The 18,630-nt window shown below is 45.1% G+C and carries 19 protein-coding genes; 9 read left to right on the top strand and 10 right to left on the bottom strand.

What is annotated here, in order from left to right; genetic code table 11:
- Window positions 1-152: 152 nt before the first annotated feature.
- The 4 genes from MKX59_RS18670 (at window position 153) to MKX59_RS18655 (ending at window position 4,834) form a co-directional block, all read left to right on the top strand.
- Window positions 153-959: a DUF92 domain-containing protein gene (locus MKX59_RS18670; RefSeq protein ID WP_028542834.1), complete on the top strand. Its 807-nt coding sequence runs from the start codon at window positions 153-155 to the stop codon at window positions 957-959.
- Window positions 960-1,041: 82 nt separating this feature from the next.
- Window positions 1,042-1,620: a TetR/AcrR family transcriptional regulator gene (locus MKX59_RS18665; protein WP_028542833.1), complete on the top strand. Its 579-nt coding sequence runs from the start codon at window positions 1,042-1,044 to the stop codon at window positions 1,618-1,620.
- A gap of 121 nt (window positions 1,621-1,741) precedes the next feature.
- Window positions 1,742-3,691: an ABC-F family ATP-binding cassette domain-containing protein gene (locus MKX59_RS18660; protein WP_076264300.1), complete on the top strand. Its 1,950-nt coding sequence runs from the start codon at window positions 1,742-1,744 to the stop codon at window positions 3,689-3,691.
- Window positions 3,692-3,844: 153 nt separating this feature from the next.
- Window positions 3,845-4,834 (top strand): aldo/keto reductase family protein, encoded by a 990-nt coding sequence (locus tag MKX59_RS18655; protein ID WP_023988006.1) that lies wholly within the window; start codon window positions 3,845-3,847, stop codon window positions 4,832-4,834.
- A 19-nt stretch (window positions 4,835-4,853) separates the two neighbouring features.
- Here MKX59_RS18655 and MKX59_RS18650 read toward each other — a convergent pair whose 3' ends face one another.
- The 6 genes from MKX59_RS18650 to MKX59_RS18625 all read right to left on the bottom strand — a co-directional run bounded on the left by MKX59_RS18650 (window position 4,854) and on the right by MKX59_RS18625 (window position 9,782).
- On the bottom strand, window positions 4,854-5,753 hold the full coding sequence (locus MKX59_RS18650; protein ID WP_023988007.1) for a LysR substrate-binding domain-containing protein: 900 nt from the start codon (window positions 5,751-5,753) through the stop codon (window positions 4,854-4,856).
- Between the two features lie 73 nt (window positions 5,754-5,826).
- Complete coding sequence (locus tag MKX59_RS18645; RefSeq protein ID WP_076264299.1) at window positions 5,827-6,864, bottom strand: M42 family metallopeptidase; 1,038 nt, start codon at window positions 6,862-6,864, stop codon at window positions 5,827-5,829.
- Between the two features lie 13 nt (window positions 6,865-6,877).
- Complete coding sequence (locus MKX59_RS18640) at window positions 6,878-7,300, bottom strand: LapA family protein (RefSeq protein ID WP_034095010.1); 423 nt, start codon at window positions 7,298-7,300, stop codon at window positions 6,878-6,880.
- 56 nt (window positions 7,301-7,356) lie between these two features.
- Window positions 7,357-9,153: an oligoendopeptidase F gene (gene pepF / locus MKX59_RS18635; protein ID WP_028542827.1), complete on the bottom strand. Its 1,797-nt coding sequence runs from the start codon at window positions 9,151-9,153 to the stop codon at window positions 7,357-7,359.
- Window positions 9,154-9,352: 199 nt separating this feature from the next.
- Entirely contained in the window at window positions 9,353-9,541 is a 189-nt protein-coding gene (locus MKX59_RS18630) for a hypothetical protein (protein ID WP_025715827.1), read from the bottom strand.
- A gap of 7 nt (window positions 9,542-9,548) precedes the next feature.
- Complete coding sequence (locus MKX59_RS18625; protein WP_013309704.1) at window positions 9,549-9,782, bottom strand: hypothetical protein; 234 nt, start codon at window positions 9,780-9,782, stop codon at window positions 9,549-9,551.
- Window positions 9,783-9,955: 173 nt separating this feature from the next.
- On the opposite strand from MKX59_RS18625, the gene MKX59_RS18620 reads away from it, so the two are divergent.
- From MKX59_RS18620 to MKX59_RS18600, 5 genes are all read left to right on the top strand, one after another.
- A complete protein-coding gene (locus MKX59_RS18620; RefSeq protein WP_013309706.1) occupies window positions 9,956-10,153 on the top strand; it encodes a cold shock domain-containing protein in 198 nt (65 codons plus the stop codon).
- A 208-nt stretch (window positions 10,154-10,361) separates the two neighbouring features.
- Window positions 10,362-11,777, top strand: a complete 1,416-nt coding sequence (locus MKX59_RS18615; protein ID WP_071558934.1) for an MATE family efflux transporter — start codon at window positions 10,362-10,364, stop codon at window positions 11,775-11,777.
- Between the two features lie 244 nt (window positions 11,778-12,021).
- Window positions 12,022-13,101, top strand: a complete 1,080-nt coding sequence (locus tag MKX59_RS18610; RefSeq protein WP_013309708.1) for a tetraprenyl-beta-curcumene synthase family protein — start codon at window positions 12,022-12,024, stop codon at window positions 13,099-13,101.
- A gap of 23 nt (window positions 13,102-13,124) precedes the next feature.
- Complete coding sequence (gene pfkA, locus MKX59_RS18605) at window positions 13,125-14,096, top strand: 6-phosphofructokinase (RefSeq protein ID WP_023988013.1); 972 nt, start codon at window positions 13,125-13,127, stop codon at window positions 14,094-14,096.
- Between the two features lie 117 nt (window positions 14,097-14,213).
- Entirely contained in the window at window positions 14,214-14,423 is a 210-nt protein-coding gene (locus MKX59_RS18600) for a DUF3906 family protein (protein WP_023988014.1), read from the top strand.
- Here MKX59_RS18600 and MKX59_RS18595 read toward each other — a convergent pair.
- The 4 genes from MKX59_RS18595 to MKX59_RS18580 form a co-directional block, all read right to left on the bottom strand.
- The gene (locus tag MKX59_RS18595; RefSeq protein WP_023988015.1) at window positions 14,420-15,790 is read right to left on the bottom strand and encodes an MATE family efflux transporter; all 1,371 of its coding nucleotides are present in this window, start codon (window positions 15,788-15,790) and stop codon (window positions 14,420-14,422) included. The two genes, MKX59_RS18600 and MKX59_RS18595, sit on opposite strands and share 4 nt — an antisense overlap.
- Before the next feature lie 196 nt (window positions 15,791-15,986).
- The gene (locus MKX59_RS18590) at window positions 15,987-17,165 is read right to left on the bottom strand and encodes a putative glycoside hydrolase (RefSeq protein ID WP_023988016.1); all 1,179 of its coding nucleotides are present in this window, start codon (window positions 17,163-17,165) and stop codon (window positions 15,987-15,989) included.
- 216 nt (window positions 17,166-17,381) lie between these two features.
- Window positions 17,382-17,570 (bottom strand): hypothetical protein, encoded by a 189-nt coding sequence (locus tag MKX59_RS18585; protein ID WP_080683009.1) that lies wholly within the window; start codon window positions 17,568-17,570, stop codon window positions 17,382-17,384.
- Window positions 17,571-17,742: 172 nt separating this feature from the next.
- Complete coding sequence (locus MKX59_RS18580; RefSeq protein WP_023988017.1) at window positions 17,743-18,564, bottom strand: YitT family protein; 822 nt, start codon at window positions 18,562-18,564, stop codon at window positions 17,743-17,745.
- Between the last annotated feature and the right edge of the window lie 66 nt (window positions 18,565-18,630).

Here is an 18,630-nt window from a genome sequence, read left to right as displayed (position 1 = left end):
ATAAAGAGCGATTCCCTTAGAAAAGCATTGTGAAGGCCGTGTCCTGTGCCAAAGCATGGGACACGGCTTTTATATAAGTGTAGAGCATTGTACAATAATATACAGAACGAAAAAAGAAAAACGGAGATTCATTTCAAAAGCGGGGGTATATCATGGACTGGATCATCGGATTGCTTTGTGCTGCTGTGGTGGCGGGAGCTGCATTTTATAAAAAATCCTTAACCTTATCTGGCTTTGCCACGGCTGTACTGATGGGAACCGTATATTATGGGGCGGGTAACCTGTTCTGGTTCGGCACATTGCTCTTGTTCTTTATCACGTCGACCCTCCTGTCGAGGTTCAAAAAGGAGCGCAAGGCTGAGCTGGAAAAATCGTATGCCAAAACCGGAAACCGGGATGCAGGCCAAGTATGGGCCAATGGGGGATTAGGTATGCTGTTATGCCTGGGCTATGCGATATGGCCTCATGTTACGTGGCAGCTGGCTTTTGTCGGTGTCATGGCTACGGTAACATCCGATACGTGGGCAACGGAATTTGGCAGCCTGAGTCGTAGGCCACCCCGTTCGGTGCTTAACGGGAAGGTGCTGGCACCCGGAACCTCAGGTGGAGTATCTGTATTGGGAACGGCTGCGGCCTTGGCTGGGGGTGTACTGATCGGCATAGGTGCATGGGGCTTTGGACACGCCATAGGAACGCCGAGCTTGCCGTTATGGTTGTGGGCACTGGTTGGAGGTATATCCGGTAGCGCCGGGGCCTTTGCTGATTCCTATCTAGGTGCTACAGTGCAAATGATGCGTTCCTGCACGGTTTGCGGACGGGAAGTAGAAGTAGACTCACATTGTGGACAAACGACGGTCTATGTACGAGGCTGGCGTTGGATGAGCAATGATCGGGTGAATAGCATTAGTTCTATTTTCGGAGGATTGGTCGCTCTTGCAGGTATTTTTTTTATACTTTGAACACAGAGCTGGAGATCATTACAAGGAAAAATTTGTTATAAGAATTGACCGTGTTTCAATCCTTGTATAAGGAGGTGCTAAGATGGGCGATATACAAGGAGATAAATATGAAGCTATTTTGGACGCCGCTTACACCGTCTTTGGCACCAAAGGCTTTTATGAAAGCAAAATTTCCGAGATTGCAGAACAAGCGGGAGTTGCCAAAGGCACAGTATACTTGTACTTTAAAAGCAAAGAGCAGCTATTTACAGCAGTCACACGTAGAGATTGCGAGCAATACCTAGCCGAAATGCAAGGCGCATTAATCAATCGTACTTTGGGAGAAGGACTGCTGCGGATGGCAAATTTGCATCTGCACTACTATTTCAAGCGCAAGCAGCATACTAAATTATTTTTTATGACCCCCAACAGTGACCCCGACCTAATGGAGTTTATGTGGGGATTTATCCAGGACTATACTGATTTGGTCAAAAATAAACTGGCGTCAGAGGGTGTACAGCAGTCTGAGTTTCATGCGAAGGCATTCATTGGTATGTTGGAACGCCTAAAAATGGATATTTTATTGAATAAAGATTTCCGCGAATGTGACGTAGATCAGACGGCTGAATTAGCGGCGAACTTATTTATGCATGGCTGTAAAGCCGGGGTACAAAAATCCTGACATCTTGTTGCTAAAAAACCGTACTGACTTCGTTCAGGTAACGGTTTTTTTAATCATTGGCTGTGTCTGTGTTAAAATAAACAGGATGCATCACAAAATAGGGGAAGAGTAGGGAATCCGTATGAATATTATGACCGTTGAACATATAACGAAAAGCTATGGCGAGAAAATGTTGTTTGAGGATGCTTCCTTTGGTATGGATGAACGTGACAAAATAGGGGTCGTCGGTGTAAATGGTACCGGCAAATCAACGTTTTTACGTGTAATTTCCGGCTTAGAGCCGCCAGATGATGGCAATATTGCAGTGAACAACGATGTGCGAATTCAGTATCTAGCACAAAATCCGGAGTTTGATCCCGAAATGAAGGTGCTCCAGCATATTTTTCATGGCAACCAGCCTGAGATGAAGGCGGTCCGTGAATATACGGAAATCATGGAGTTGTTGGAATTAAATCCGGGTAGCGAGGAGCTTCAAAATCGTCTATTGCGAGCAAGTCAGCAAATGGATACGTTCCAGGCATGGCAGCTGGAGAGTGAGGCCAAAAATATACTTACCCGACTGGGGATCACCCAGTTTGAGTCTCGTATGGGTGTTCTATCCGGCGGGCAGCGTAAGCGGGTGGCTTTGGCGGCGGCTTTGATCCAACCCTGCGAGTTGCTCATTCTGGACGAGCCTACAAACCATATTGATAATGAGTCTGTTGAATGGTTGGAGCAGTATTTGCAAAAAAGACGTGGTGCGTTGTTAATGATCACGCATGATCGCTATTTTCTGGATAGAGTTGCAAATGTCATGTTGGAGCTGGATCATGGCCGCCTTTTCCGTTATGAGGCTAACTATACCCGTTTTCTGGAGCTGAAGGCAGAACGTGAGGAGCGGGAAGCGTCTACGGAACAAAAAAGGAAGAACTTGCTGCGTAATGAGCTGGCCTGGATTCGTCGTGGAGCAAAGGCTCGTTCCACCAAGCAGAAAGCGCGTATTGATCGATATGAGCAGCTTAGGGATCAGCAACCGGAAGCTCGTTCTGGATCTGTAGATATGTCTGTCGCCTCCACACGTCTGGGTAAAAAAATATTGGAGATCGAGCATCTGTCCAAATCGGTAGATTCCCGTAAGCTGATACAGGATTTGAGCTACATTGCGGTTCCTGGTGATCGTGTTGGTATCCTAGGTCCTAACGGTAGTGGGAAATCCACCCTGCTCCAAATGATTGCACAGCGTGTAGAACCCGATTCCGGCAGCGTTGTGCTGGGACCGACGGTGAAGATAGGCTATTTTACTCAGGAACATCAGGAAATGAACGAATCATTACGTGTTATTGAATATATTAAGGAAGAAGCCGAAGTGATTCGTACAGCAGACGGTTCGACGATTACAGCAGCACAAATGCTGGAGCGTTTCCTGTTTGCACCAAGCGCGCAATGGACGGTTATTTCCAGGCTGTCCGGGGGCGAAAAACGGCGCTTGTATCTGCTTCGTGTTCTGATGTCGGCACCGAATGTGCTATTGCTGGATGAACCAACAAATGATCTGGATATCCAAACCCTTTCCGTTTTGGAAGACTATCTGGATGAATTCCCGGGCGTGGTGTTTATTGTTTCTCATGATCGCTATTTCCTGGATCGGACAGTGGACAAAATACTGGCGTTTGAAGGGGACGGACAGGTACGTGTACATGTAGGCGACTATAGCGAGTATGCAGAATGGATCAGTAAAAATGCTCAATCTTCTGTGAATACGTCTGTCTCGACGAGTACGGTTTCCTCGAATCGCTCTTCCGCGCCTAAGTCTGCGGGTCCTTCCGATTCAGTCAAGGAGACAAGTAAAACCAAGCTTAAATTCACCTTCAAGGAACAGCGGGAATATGAGCAAATTGATGAGCTGATTGAACAAGCCGAACAGAAGTTGGCCGACATTCAGCGGCAGATGGAAGAGTCTTTCAGTGATTCAGCACGACTACAGGAGCTCATGGCTGAGCAAGCAAAGGCCGAACAGCATCTGGAGCACCAAATGGAACGCTGGACCTACCTGAATGAGCTAGCCGAGCAGATTGAACAAAGTAAATCTTAAAAATACAGAAGCAAGTCACCATTCAGAGTGGGGGCTTGCTTTTTTTATCGAATTATTAATACGTTTTTCATATTAAAAGCGAGTGAATTATATATTTCTAATATTAAATTACAGTGGGTATAATGGATTGCAGATGGAGGGGAGGAATTGAAAATGGAATATCGTAAACTTGGAAAAAGTGGTTTGATGGTAAGTGAGATTGCATTGGGGAACTGGATCACCCACGGTGCCCAAGTGGATGATACCATAGCGCAAGCCTGTGTAAAGGCTGCACTAGACTCAGGGATTACCACGTTTGATACCGCTGATGTGTATTCGGATACCCTTGCGGAAACGGTTTTGGGTCATTCTTTAAAGGGAATACGCCGTGAAAGTATTGAATTATGTACTAAGGTTTTTCATCCCACAGGTACCGGACAGAATGATAAAGGGCTGTCTCGTAAACATATCATGGAGGCCTGCCATGCTTCTCTTCGACGCCTACAAACGGATTATATTGATGTATATTATGCACACCGTTTTGATCCAACCGTATCGCTTGAAGAAACTTTTTTGGCCTTATCCGACTTGGTGCGGCAAGGGAAGGTTTTGTATGTAGGAGTAAGCGAGTGGACAGCAGAGCAGATAAAGCAAGGAGCTGCTCTGGCTAGGGAATTAAAGGTCCCTTTCGTGGCAAGTCAGCCCCAATATTCCATGCTGTGGCGTGTCATTGAAGCTGAAGTGATTCCCGCTTGTGAGCAGGAAGGGATTGGGCAGGTGGTTTGGTCACCTCTGGCACAAGGTATCCTTTCTGGTAAATATACAGCAGACAAGCCGTTACCCGAGGGTTCACGAGCTTCTACGACAGCAGGGTCACCATTTTTCGAACGTTTGGCTGGACAATGGTTACGTAAAGAAGTCCTTTTGGCAGTAAAGAAAATTCAGCCGATTGCAGAAGAATGCGGACTGACGCTGCCCCAGCTTGCAGTCGCATGGGTTTTACAAAACCCGCAAGTGTCCTCAGCTATTATCGGTGCTTCCAAGCCCGAGCAGGTTAAAGAGAACGTAAAAGCTGCGGGTGTCCGTCTAGATGGGCAGGTCATGAGACAATTGGATAGCGTTTTAAATGGTATTGTTGAACGTGATCCGAGAAAAACAGGTTAAGATATACGATCAAGGAGATTTACATGTCTAACTCTTCGTTACAAGCTGTTTCTTCAACCACTTCCAGAAAATGAGTCAGAACAGTTTCATGTGCACCTGTTTTCCATGCAGCATAAAGTGGGATGGACGGAGACTCTTCTTGAAATGAACGAAATACGACATCACTGCGTTGAAAGACAGATACGGAAGAGGGGACAATGGAGATACCTATACCCGCCGCTACCAAGTTAACGATCGTATACATTTGAACGGCTTCCTGTACGATTTGAGGCTGAAATCCATGTTGTCCGCAAAAGTCGAGTATGAGATTATGAAAAGAAGCTCCCATATGAGGCGGAGACAGGATAAAAGATTCGTCCGCTAAAGAACGTAAAGTCAAGGTTGAATGGTGGGCTAACGGATGTGTCTGAGGAAGAACGGCCATGAGTGATTCGTTGGTGTAAAGACGAGAAGTGATATGTATAGATGGATCTGCACTGCGCAGGAAGCCCACATGAACTTTGCCATCGTGTATGGCTTTTAGTTGTTGGGCAGATGTCATTTCAAATAACGTAAGCTTCACATCTGGGAAGCGCTCTCGGAATTTCTTCAAGGCATTAACCATCAGACTGCCAGAGGCTGAATCTACAAAAGCGATGGATAATTGTCCGAATTTCCCCTGACTTGCAAGCTGTGTGATCTTAATAGATCTTTCCAATTGAGCAACCATATTTCTGGATTCTTCTAAAAATATCGCTCCTGCTGACGTAAGTCGAACTTGTCTTTTGGTTCGTTCCAAAAGCTTCACACCAAGCTCTTCTTCAAGGCTTTGAATTTGTTGGCTCAAGGGAGGTTGGGTGATATTCAGTTTTTTCGCAGCACGGTTAAAATGCAGTTCTTCCGCTACTGCGATAAAGTAACGTAGTTTTTTCAGATCCATAGCTGTGATTTCCTTTCACTAAGCCTTCACCGACCTATTCTCCAGTGGAACAGGTCGGTTTTTATCGTTCGAATTAAACTGTCACATAAGCTGCAAGCAGACGTGCAGTGTTCACCACGGCCTGCTTGTGCGTGCGCTCCATTGCATGGGAGGCGTGTACGCCAGGGCCGATCAAAGCAGCACGGATGTTATTACCTGCTCTTAGTGCAGCCGAAGCGTCCGAACCGTAGTGCGGATAAATATCTACCGCATACGGAATATTCAGCTCTTTGGCCAGCTCAATCAGACGGGTCGTCATATTATAGTCGTAAGGCCCGGAGGAATCTTTGGCACAGATAGAAACATCCGTTTCCTTGCAGCTCAGATCTTCACCCATACAGCCCATATCGACAGCTACCATCTCACTGATTCCTTCAGGTATGTAAGCCGCTCCGTGCCCCACTTCCTCATAGTTAGAAATGAGCAATTTAACGGTATGTCGAGGCTTCCAGTTTCCATGTACAGCAGATTCCAGTAGACCAAACAGTGCAGCTACACTAGCTTTATCATCCAGATGCCGTGACTTGATAAATCCACTCGGTGTTACGACTGGACGCGCATCGAACGAAATAAAATCGCCCACCGCAATACCGAGCTGAAGCACGTCTTCTTTTGACTCAACAAGCTCGTCAATCCGAACCTCCATGTGGCTCTCCTTGCGCTCAAAGCTTCGTGCATCATCATAGACGTGCACGGATGGATGGCTGGACAGAATAGTGCCCGTATACGTTTGTCCGCTTCGGGTATGAATAAGGCAGTATTCGTTCTCAATGCTGTTCATCATGAAACCGCCGACGGATGTCAGACGTAGGGTGCCTTGTGCTGTAATCGAACGTACCATCGCGCCCAATGTATCCACATGTGCGCTCAGCGCCACCGTACGGTCCGTTTCCTGACCTTCCAGAGTCAAGATGGCACCCCCTTTTGCATTCCATTCGATGGGTACCCCGAGGCTCTCAGCTTCCTTACGAATCAGCTCCATCACATGGTGTGTGTACCCACTGGGACTGGGCGTGTTCAGTAGCTGATTTAAAAAGTTCATCATATAATCTTCATTTAATTGAATCGTCATTTGTTGCTCCTCCTCATTTGGACAACCGATCAGGTTTAGAGGACGGTTGCTCTATATCTTGGTCGAAAGTAGACCCTGTGCTGGAAGACCCAGTCGTGTCATAGGTCACATCCGCGTTTGCTTCCACCGTGGATGTGTGCTCTTCTTGTAATGTATGAAGCTGAGTAGTCAGACGTTTAATCTCTCTCTGAAGCCTATATTGGCGGAAAATACCGAAAGAACCGACAATAAGTCCACCTAGAAGAGTGCAACCAAGAATAAGCAGAATCAAAGGAATGCTAACCATACTGAATAGAAGGTTCACTTGAACCGAATTCACATTAATAACAGCAAATACAGCTGTTAACAGAGCAATAACAAGAGCTGCGATCAAAGACCATTGTGTTTTCAAAATGCCACCTCCTCCCGTTACATTATAAAATCCCTTGCCCGCCATGGACAAGGGATTTATCCGTGCATCATTTCAATGCTGGATTTTAAGGGCGCACGGTTTTACTTTCCTTCAGTTAGCTTTTCCATTTCTGTAATGACTTCTTCGAATACGCTCATCGCTTCGCGGATCGGCTGCGGAGAGGACATGTCAACGCCAGCTTTTTTCAAAATATTAATTGAATAATCACTGCCACCGCTCTTTAAGAAGCCCAAGTAACGGTCAACGGCTGGTTGGCCTTCTTCCAGAATCTGTTTCGAGAAACTAGTTGCTGCCGAGAAGCCAGTAGCATATTTGTAGACATAAAAACTGTTATAAAAATGAGGGATCCGTGCCCATTCCATTTCAATGTCTTTGTCTACCTTCATGCCAGGCCCGTGATATTTCACATTCAGATCATAGTAAATCTCCGATAAAAGCTGTGGTGTAAGGGATTCCCCCTGTTCAGCGCGTTCATGTACAATTTTCTCAAATTCCGCAAACATGGTTTGACGGAATACCGTTGTGCGGAATTGATCTGCATAGTAGGTGAGAAGGTACATTTTCTCTTTCGGATCGGTTGATTTGTTCAGCAAGTAGTCCATTAGCAACGCTTCATTGGTTGTGGATGCCACTTCAGCCAGGAAAATGGTGTACTGTGCATCTCTATACTTCAATGCGTTGTCTGAATAGTACGAATGCAACGCATGCCCCATTTCATGAGCAAGTGTGAACATGCTGTTCAGGTTGTCTTTATGATTCAGCAGCACATATGGGTGGGTACCATAAGCTCCCCAACTGTATGCACCAGTGCGTTTGTTTTCATTTTCGTATACATCAATCCAGCGCTCATCATAGCCTTTTTGCAGTGAAGCCAGATAGTCCGCGCCAAGTGGCTTAAGGCCTTCCTTTGTTTGCTTTTTGGCGTCTTCATACGTAATGTCCATCTTGTATTCGTCCACAAGTGGAGCGAACAAATCATACATATGGAGCTCGTCCACACCTAACAACTTTTTACGCAGCTTGATGTAACGATGGAGCAGAGGCAAGCTTTCATGAATGGTATCAATGAGATTCGTATATACTTCCTTCGGAATATTGTCACCGTACAGTGACATTTCCAGTACAGAAGGGTATTTGCGAACACGAGAATAAAAAATATTTTTGTTTACATTGGCACTTAGTGTAGAAGCAATTGTATTTTTATTTTTGGCATATGTGTCATATACCGCTTTAAAAGCACGTTCGCGTACTTCGCGGTGCGGACTTTCGAGGAATTGAATGTAGCTGCCATGAGTCAGCTCAACCTCTTTGCCGTTCTCATCCTTAATTTTTGGAAACTTCAGATCAGCATTGTTGAGCATGCCAAAAATCGTTTGCGGGGCTTGAGCCAGATTGCCAACCTGAGCGAGCAGTGCTTCTTCTGTCTTGCCCAAAATATGTGCTTTTTCCCGCTTCATTTCTTGAAGTGTAAACCGATAATCTGCAAGCTTCGGATCTTCAATGAAGGCATCAAGCTGTTGATCCGGCAGTGCCAAAATTTCAGGCGTCACAAAAGAAAGAGACTCGCTAACCTCAACGCCTAATTTTTTGGCTTTTTGCGAAAGACCCTGGTATGTAGGTTCAGCTGTATCCTCATCATGATGCAGATGTGCGTACACATATACACGCTCGGTTTTAAGCGACAATTCATCTTCCAATTTAAAACAGCTGCCAATCGACTCTGCTGAATTGAGCTTGCCTTGGAATTGTTCAGCCTTTTTGGCTAGTTGTTTGACTTCTTCGTATTCTTGATCCCATGCTTTGCGGTTAGGAAACAAATCTTCCAGTTTCCATGTATTTTCCACTGGCGCATCAGCGCGTTTTACAATTTCACTCATGGAGAGCCTCCTCTGATCGAACGTAATGTGGGGTAGGGCTGCGGCAGTAAGGGACGGATGCCAAAACGAAGAAACCGCCACGCTTACCGTAAGCAGCAGGGCAAGAGGTTTTACAGGATGCATGTAACGGCAGATCCTCCTTATACCATGGCTTGTTATGCCATAGTATGACCTCTTACGCCCGAAAGTATAATTTTCCTTACTGTGGGTTGGAACCTATATTTAATAAGCTGTATACAATAAGATAAAAGGCAAGGCAAACCATGATTACAGCAGTGAGGGCCATCCACTTTTTGAGAGGAGTCGGTATCGTATCACGCTTCATGATCAGCACTCCGCCCAGCGTGAAGGCCAGAATAATGAAGATGAGATAGCTGTTGGACACCATGAATAGGCTAGACCTGTTTGAAAGCGTTCATGATCCGCTGCCACTCTTCCTCATTATCTTGAAAGGACTGCTTGGGAAACCGATTTTGAGCCCAATGCATCAGCGCCGGACGGCTTAAAAACGTGTGGGCTTCCTCGCCCCAATCATCGGATATTTCCCGTAGAACGATGTAACGGCCCTGCACCTCGACAGTCATCATGTTCCAATTGTCTTTTTTGTATATTTCGTGTTTTTTCATCATATGCATGTCTCCGATTTTATAGATGTTTTGGTTCATGATACCGCAGTTTCCGCCGCAAAAGCAAATCATTCCAGCCCGAAAAACCAGGGAAAACATCAATTGCATTGTGAAAAAGCATGAAGTATAATATGGATATTCGCCATAGATGGCGGTATTTTTAGGAGGTTGTTCACTTGAAAGGTACAGTTAAATGGTTTAACGCAGAAAAAGGTTATGGCTTCATTCAAATGGATGGTGGCGAGGACGTATTCGTACATTTCTCCGCAATCCAAGGCGACGGCTTTAAAACTTTGGAAGAAGGTCAAGCGGTTGAATTCGAAATTACTGAAGGTAACCGTGGACCCCAAGCAGCTAACGTAATCAAACTGTAAGTGTAACTGAATTGTAAGAATGGTTCCGTTTCTACGGATGTCTTATATATTACGGTTAAACTATGAATTGAGAGCGCAGTTCCTTACATTTAAGGGACTGCGCTTTTTTGCGTAAATACGTTTACGATATGAGAAGATTGAGCAGGAATAGGGTATTATACGTAATAAAACTAAGCAGAAGACATCTTAAATTGAAGGAGTTGAGAAAATGAGTGCAGCAGAGGCTAGTCGTAAGCCTTCCCTGATTGAAGGTCCTATTGCCAAAACGCTGTTTATGTTCTCTTTGCCGATGCTGTTCGGAAACATTCTGCAATCCCTGAATGGAACGATCAACTCGATCTGGGTTGGAAAGTTTCTGGGAGAAGCCGCATTGACTGCCGCTTCCAATGGAAATATTATAATGTTTTTTCTTATCAGTTCGATTTTTGGCGTCACCATGGCTGCCACTATTATGATCGGACAAAATATTGGAGCAGGAGACGTAGCTGAAACCAAGCGTGTAGTAGGTACAAGTGCAGTCTTTTTTCTGGTGCTTGCTTTTGCTATAGGTATTATCGGATTTTTGAGTGCGCCTTGGATTCTTCATGTACTCAATACACCTGCCGAATCAGTGGATATGGCGATCACATATACGCGTATTATTTTTGCGGGCATGCCCTTTTTGTACGGCTATAACTACATAATGACCGTAATGAGAGGCGCTGGAGATTCCAAAACACCATTTTATTTTCTAATCGTTTCCGTCGTACTGGATGTACTACTCAACCCGCTGTTAATATTCGGATGGGGACCGATTCCTGCTATGGGCATTGGAGGTTCCGCTACTGCTACCCTGATCGCTCAAGGGATCAGCTTTGTGTTGATCCTCATTTACCTATATCGAGTAAAATATTTTTTGCGCATTACTTCTTCAGAGCTTCATTTACTCAGATTTGATTGGAAGATTATTTGGACCCTAATCCGTAAGGGAGTGCCGATGGGGTTGCAAATGATTGCTGTCTCCACCAGCGCGATTGCTTTAATGAATCTGATTAATGGCTACGGAACAGTGGCAGCAGCAGCTTATACAGCAGCCAATAATTTGTCCAGCTATGTGCAGATGCCGGCAATGGCGTTAGGTGCAGCTGTATCTTCCTTTGCCGCTCAAAATATCGGAGCCGGACGTTGGGATCGAGTGCGCATGACAACCTGGATTGGGATTGTGTATAATTTTGTGTTGACTGGTGGAGCTGTGGTATTAATTTACATGTTTAACCGTCAGGCCTTGCTCATGTTCCTTCCTTCTACGGGGGGTGCATTGGAATTGGGCATGCGGATTAATCTGATCACTTTGTGGTCTTTTGTTATATTCGGTGTTACCAATGTCATTACAGGTGTTGTTCGATCAACGGGTTCCGTAATGATACCGCTTTTAATTACCATTATTTCATTATGGGGCATTCGTATACCTTTGGCCTATGCATTTGTCGATGAGTATGGTCTAGATGCTGTATGGTGGAGTTTTCCTGTTGGTTTTGCTATCTCTGCCGTAGCAGTCATTTTCTATTATGCTTTCGGGAAATGGAAGCAGGCAAGCATGGGAGAGGGAATCCAAGGGGTGAAGCCAGCAGAGGACAAGGGATAGGTTGGCGGTAGGCCATTTATACTATTTGCGATTAAAGTCTTATAAGGATAGATTTTGTGTAACTCCTATTTTTGACTAATAAAACATTACAGGTATAAAGTCTTTTTGTGAGAATAGCTCATTTTTCTTGAATTTTAAAGAAAAAAGTGAGGTTGTTCATTTGTGCTAAAAGGACGAACATATTATAATGGATATGGTTTGGATAGGTATAATTACGTAGACAACAATGTGGAGGCACCGTCATTTGAGTTATGTTGAGCAAGGACGTTATCAAGTACCGAGAGGCCCCATAGGTCTAATGAGCCGAATGTACAAGCACATTCTCCCTGAAACGAAACTAGAATTGAGTAACTGGAAGAGCAAGGCCGAACAAATTCCGGACCCTGAGCTGCGAAGCCAGGCGCTTGCGAGCATAGCGGATAAGACGTTTCACTGCGTGGGTGGGGCGGTTTATGCCGCAGCCAATATGTCTGCCCGGCAGACGCTAATTCCGCTGATCGTAGCGTATCAGACCATTAGTGATTATCTGGACAACCTGTGTGATCGCAGTACGTCCATGGACCCGGATGATTTCAGGCTGTTGCATCAGGCTATGCTGGATGCGGTTAATCCGACGGCTAGGCCAGTGAATTATTATGAGTTGCGTCGTGAGCAGGAGGATGGCGGTTATTTGACCGGGCTGGTGACAACCTGTCAGTCTTGTGTAAGCAGGCTTCCGGGCTATGAGGCGGCAATGCCTTACGTTCAGGATTTGGCGCGATTATACACGGATTTGCAAGTATACAAGCATATTAAACCCGAGCTGCGGGAACAAGCGCTTTTGGACTGGTGGTCGCTTCATAAAGACCGTACACCAGAGTTGCGCTGGAATGAGTTTGCTGCGGCTACTGGTTCAACTCTGGGGGTCTTTATGCTGTTTCTTGCTGCCAGCGACCAGCATCTGACTGATGCAGGGGCTGCCTCAATACATGCATCGTATTTTCCACATGTGTGCAGTCTTCATATTTTGCTGGATTATCTAATCGATCAAGACGAAGACCGGAAGGGCGGAGATCTTAACTTTTGCAATTATTATGAAGATACCGACATGATGCTAGACCGGATCGCCTACGTTGTGAATCGGGCGCGGGCTGATATTGCAGATGTCCCTGCCAGCTCCTTTCACCGGATGATTATCGAGGGATTGCTGGCTTTATATTTATCCGACCCTAAAGTTAGCGAGCAGCAGGACGTTCGCGCTGTTTCGAGACGTTTAATGAAAAATAGTCCGCTCATGCGTTTGTTTTTCTTATTAAACAGTCGATGGATAAGAAGGCTTATATGATTATTTTGAGGAGGTCATAAATCATGACAGCAGTTAAGAAAATTGCAGTATTAACAAGTGGTGGAGATTCACAAGGGATGAACGCGGCAGTTCGCGCCGTCGTACGTAGCGGATTGTATTTTGGACTGGAAGTATTCGGGATTCAACGCGGTTATCAAGGCCTTTTGAACGATGATATTTTTCCAATGGATCTGAGAAGCGTTGGAGATATTATCCAACGTGGGGGTACTGTACTTCAATCTGCAAGATGTCTGGAATTTACGACTGAAGAAGGACAGAAAAAAGGCGCTCAAATTTTGCGTAACCGTGGAATTGACGGCGTAGTCGTGATTGGTGGAGACGGTTCCTATCAAGGAGCTAACAAACTGACCAAGCAAGGCATTAAAACCATGTGTCTTCCGGGTACGATTGACAATGACATTTCCTTCACGGACTACACTATTGGTTTTGATACAGCGGTTAGTATCGTAGTGGACGCAATCAACAAGCTGCGTGATACGATGTCATCGCATGAACGTTCTTCCATCGTGGAAGTTATGGGACGTCATTGTGGCGATATTGCTCTGCATGCAGGGCTGGCTTCTGGCGCAGAAACGATTTTGGTGCCTGAGGTAGAATTTGATCTGAATGAAGTATCCGATCGGATGAAACAAAACTTTAAGCATGGCAAACGCCACAGTATCATTATTGTTGCTGAGGGTGTAGGCAAAGGCGAAACAGTAGCACAGGTTATCCAAGAAAACTGTCCGGATTATGAGCCTCGCGTTACAGTGCTTGGACACATCCAACGTGGAGGCACACCAACAGCGTTTGACCGCAACCTGGCGAGCCGTTTGGGTGACTTTGCTGTTCGCCAATTGATCGAGGGCATATCTGACAAGGCTTGCGGAACGATCGACGGTAAGTTGGTAGCTACAGATATTGATAAGGTTGTAAATACCAAAAAAGATTTCAATATGGAGCTTTATGAGCTGGCCTTGCGTTTGTCCCAATAATAAGAGCCTTTATGTAAAATAGATCGGCTCTGATATTGGAAAAGATCAAAATTATGCGGATGACCCGAGTCATCCGCTATTTTTTTAGCTTTGAATCCTATCAGGAGGTAGTCATACATGTACCTATTCAAAATCGAAGTGGACAGTTCGGAAGGAGCGCTGACCGTCATTCTCGCTGCTGAAAATGAAGAACAGGCATTTGAGGAGATTGAACAACATGTGGAGAGACACTTTCTATTTCCTCCCAAGCTGAACGAAGTGGCGATTGTGGAGAAAAAACGAATAACTTTAGGCGCAGCATATGTAATCGAGACACGCAAAGGCTAAATAGCCTCTGCGTGTTGTTTTTTTTCGGAGAAACGACGTTGTACTTTCACCAGACGCCAGAGAAGTAAAATAGCGCCTACTGCCAATCCTGTAATCAAACCGATCCAATAGCCGTAGGGCCCCAATGAAGTCCAGCGTGCCAGTATATATCCTACAGGAAGCCCAATGACCCAATAGGAGAGGAATGTGAGCAAAAAGGCTGGATTGACGTCTTTATACCCGCGTAGCGCTCCTTGTGTAGGTGTAGCGACAGCATCAGATATCTGAAAGAAAATCGCATAGATTAGAAAATGCTGTGCCAATTGAATGACCTGCGGATCGGTGGAGTAAAGTCGAGCAACCTGTTCACCCCAGATAAGCAGTACAATAGCTGTAATCAGTGATAGACCTACTGCGCTGCTGATACCCATTACACTATAAGCTTTGGCATCCCGCGGGCGAGTAGCCCCTGTTTCATAGCCAACCAGAATCGTAAGTGCCATGCAAATGCTGAGTGGAATCATATACAGCGTAGATGCAAAGTTCATGGCGGCCTGATGTGCGGCTATGGTAGCTGTATTATAACTGCTCATGAAGAGGGTGACGGCTGAAAAGACGGCAGTCTCAAAAAATATAGCAAATCCAATCGGTACTCCAATCTTGATGAGCTCTTTCAAAGCACCAGCAGCAATCCCGTATATTTTGTTAAAGATTCGGTATTCGGCAAATATTTTTCCACGATGCGCAGTGATACCGGCAACCAGCATGATGATCCAGTAGGTGGTCGCCGTCGCTACCCCGGAACCCACACCCCCCAGACGCGGAAAACCCCAGTTTCCATAAATAAGTAGATAATTTAACAATACATTGATGGGTAACGACATGAGCGTGATTAACATCGTAAAGCGGGTTTGTCCCAATGCATCCATAAAGCTTCGGAGCACAGTGTAGGCAAATAGAGGAACAATCCCGAAGGCCATGGCACAAAGGTAGTATATGGCCACATTATGAACTCTCAGTTCCAAATTCATACCGTTCAAAATAGGTTTGACCAAAATAATGCCAGCAATCAAAACGACCATAGACAGGGCGAGAGAGAGCCAAAGTGCTTGAATGACATAGTAGGAGACTTTATCTTTGCGCTGTGCTCCTACCAATTGAGATACAATGGGCGTGATAGCCATAAGTATTCCATTAAGGCCTGTTTGTACAGGAACCCATAGGCTTACTCCAATGGCTACTCCAGCCAGATCGGCAGGGGAAAAGTGCCCTGACATATTCGTATCGAAAAAAGTCATGGCAGATAGTGCAAGCTGGGTAATCAGGATAGGGAGCAAAATGTAGAAAAGCTGCTTCCATTTCTGCCCCGTTGTTAGTGTCAATTGCATTTTTGTTTTCCTCATTTACTAGGGATTGATTATTTGTATATATCATAACATGTAAGTATTTATTGTAAGGGATACCGCTACATTTGAACAGTAATAAAAAAGACTGCACCCGTTCGCCAAACAACGGGACAGCCTTTGAAATAATTATATAATTTCTAAATTTTGTATAAGAGAACGAGAAGTCCGGAGGGATAAATTATTTGTAAGTTACTCCACTTGTATAGCGGTTTGTGGCATTCCAGAGTAAATATTCATCCACTTTCATATCCTTAAGCGCGCGAATTTGATCCTCTACTTGAGTTTTCCCATACTTGGCATAATGTCCGCTCCCCAACCAACTTGCGGTAAAATCCTGGATCCAAGGACGAATAATTGGCTTTAGCTTGCCCGTCGGATCGAGCTTTTTGTGGGTATCGGCCATGGAGCCTTTAATCGTCTGGTAAGGATTTTTATCGGGATCTTTTACACCGAACCAGCCTGTGGTGTAGTGACTTGGATAAACCATGGGCGAAATGACATCCACATTTTCGGAGATTTTAGTGAAATCCTGTCCGATCCCCTCCGCAGCAGGAACGGATGCAGCATATCCGAAAATATCTACCGATACTCGTACACCTAATGGAGCAAGCTCTTTGCGGGCATATTGTACGAATTCAGCGACTGCATCCGAGCGGGATTGATCTGATTTGGTATATTTCAGCTTGTCTGCTCTTTTCTCAAAGCCTTCGGGGAAACGTACATAGTCAAATTGAATTTCCTTAAAACCAAGTTTGGCTGCTTCCTTAGCGATGGCGATATTATAATCCCATACTTCTTTATTATAGGGATTAACGAACCCGTCTCCTTTGCCGTTTTTCCAGACAGAGCCGTCAGGGTTACGGAAAGACATCTCGGGATTTTTGTTGGCCAGTACCGTATCTTTAAATACGACAATACGAGCAATCGGGTAAACATTATGCTTTTTCAATCGGTCCATCAAACCGGAAATATCCCGAATGAATTTTTGCGGCTTGCCCAATTTGAGCAGCTCGGGAGTGGTCGTTGGATAAGTGATGTAACCTGCATCGTCTTTAATATCAATAACCATGGAATTGAGCTCTGTCTTGTCAAGCAGTTCAAGCAACTGGGTCATACGCGAACCGCCTGCGCTATAAGCCGTGACATAGATGCCCTTGATAGCAGGAGTCGTCGGTTGTGGGTCAATTTTAACCGGAGGATTGGAGGCATCCACCTTCATATTATTGTGCTGAGCCTGAATCATGGCTCTGCTAATTGTTGTTGCCACCGTATCTTTTACATTTGGAGCGTTGGCTGACTGATCCCCGTTTCCGCCTATCCCCATCGCCAATAGCATAATTGCCCAAATCATATTCATTTCCTAACTCTCTCCCTTATGTATGTCGCTTACCTGATTATACGTAAAGTTATGTATCGAAAAACAACACGCTTGTAACCAATACTGGAATCATCAGGCACAGTCTTACATGATTAACCCAACCGGTGTTCATTGAATCCATAAAAATGCATAAATAATGCCGCTCTCTTCGCGGTCGTAGATGCAACCGGAAGAAGCGGCACTTGGTAAAGAAATTTATTGAAGATAATTATTGTCTTGATGCTCGCAAATACTGTACTGAATAATTTCTAGCGCATCCGTTGGCTTGAGTATGGCCATCCCGTCCCGAAGCACAATCATCGAGTTAAGCTCATCCTTTTTGAGAGAAGGGAGCATTTCCGGGTACCATCTTAAGACAATGTCGGACAGTTTTACCGTTTCCATTTCCACAAAAATCACCCTTTCCTGCTCGGAATCATTCCAAAAGAATCATTCAATACGATTCGGAAAAGCAAAGTGCCTGTGAAATAGCAGGTAAAGCTGGTCTTTATATACTATGGGAACAGCGCACATATAGTGTACCACAGAAACTGTATTTTGACACTTGGGTTTGTGCTTATCTTCGGCGAAATGAACCCATCACCCCAACTGTTTCCACAATATTGACAAAAGCAGAAGGGTCCACTTCTTTAATGATGCGTTTTAATTCAACTAGCTCGTAGCGTGTCGTGACAGTCATCAGCATGTCCTTTTCGGTATGTGAAAATGCGCCTTCAATTTTTATTTTGCTAACACCGCGTGGTGTGGTCAACATACGCTCCAGTAGCTTGTCGGTGTGCTCTGTAATAATGTAGACAGTAATCTTCGTGTGACTGACATAGATTTGATCCAATACCTTGCCAGTCACAAAAATAGATAGCATCGACGCAAGTGCAATATTCCAATCATCGTTCAAATATCCTGCTGCAAGAATGACCAGTCCATTCATGCCAACAAGTACAGTTCCTACGGGGAAGTCACGATAACGAGTGACGATGGAACCGATAATGTCAAAACCGCCCGTGGACCCTCCTACCCGAAAGGAAATTCCTGCTCCAACGCCGATCATTACCCCACCAAAAACGGAGGCCAGCAGGGGGTCCGACACGACAGATTGCACCGGCACCCACGCCAAAATCCACGTTGTAACGACAACGGATAAAATGCTCAGGCTAATAAAACGCTTGCCTAAAATAAACCAGCCTGCAATAAGCATCGGGATATTGATAATAAAATACATCGCGCTGATATCAAATTTTGTGAAGTAGCCGATTAACATGGAAAGCCCGGCTACTCCTCCGCTCAGCAAGTGGTGTGGCACGAGAAACAGATTAAAACCGCATGCAATGGCAGCGGCTCCAAAAATGACAGTTAAGCAGTTTAACACTATTTTTAACAACTTAATTTCACCTCATTTAAATTATACGGGAAGCAACTTGCTGGTATTCATGAATTGTTCTGTGCT

This window comes from Paenibacillus sp. FSL R7-0340 (assembly GCF_038002205.1).
Lineage (GTDB): Bacteria > Bacillota > Bacilli > Paenibacillales > Paenibacillaceae > Paenibacillus > Paenibacillus polymyxa_B.
This window is presented reverse-complemented; position numbering and strand designations above follow the sequence as displayed.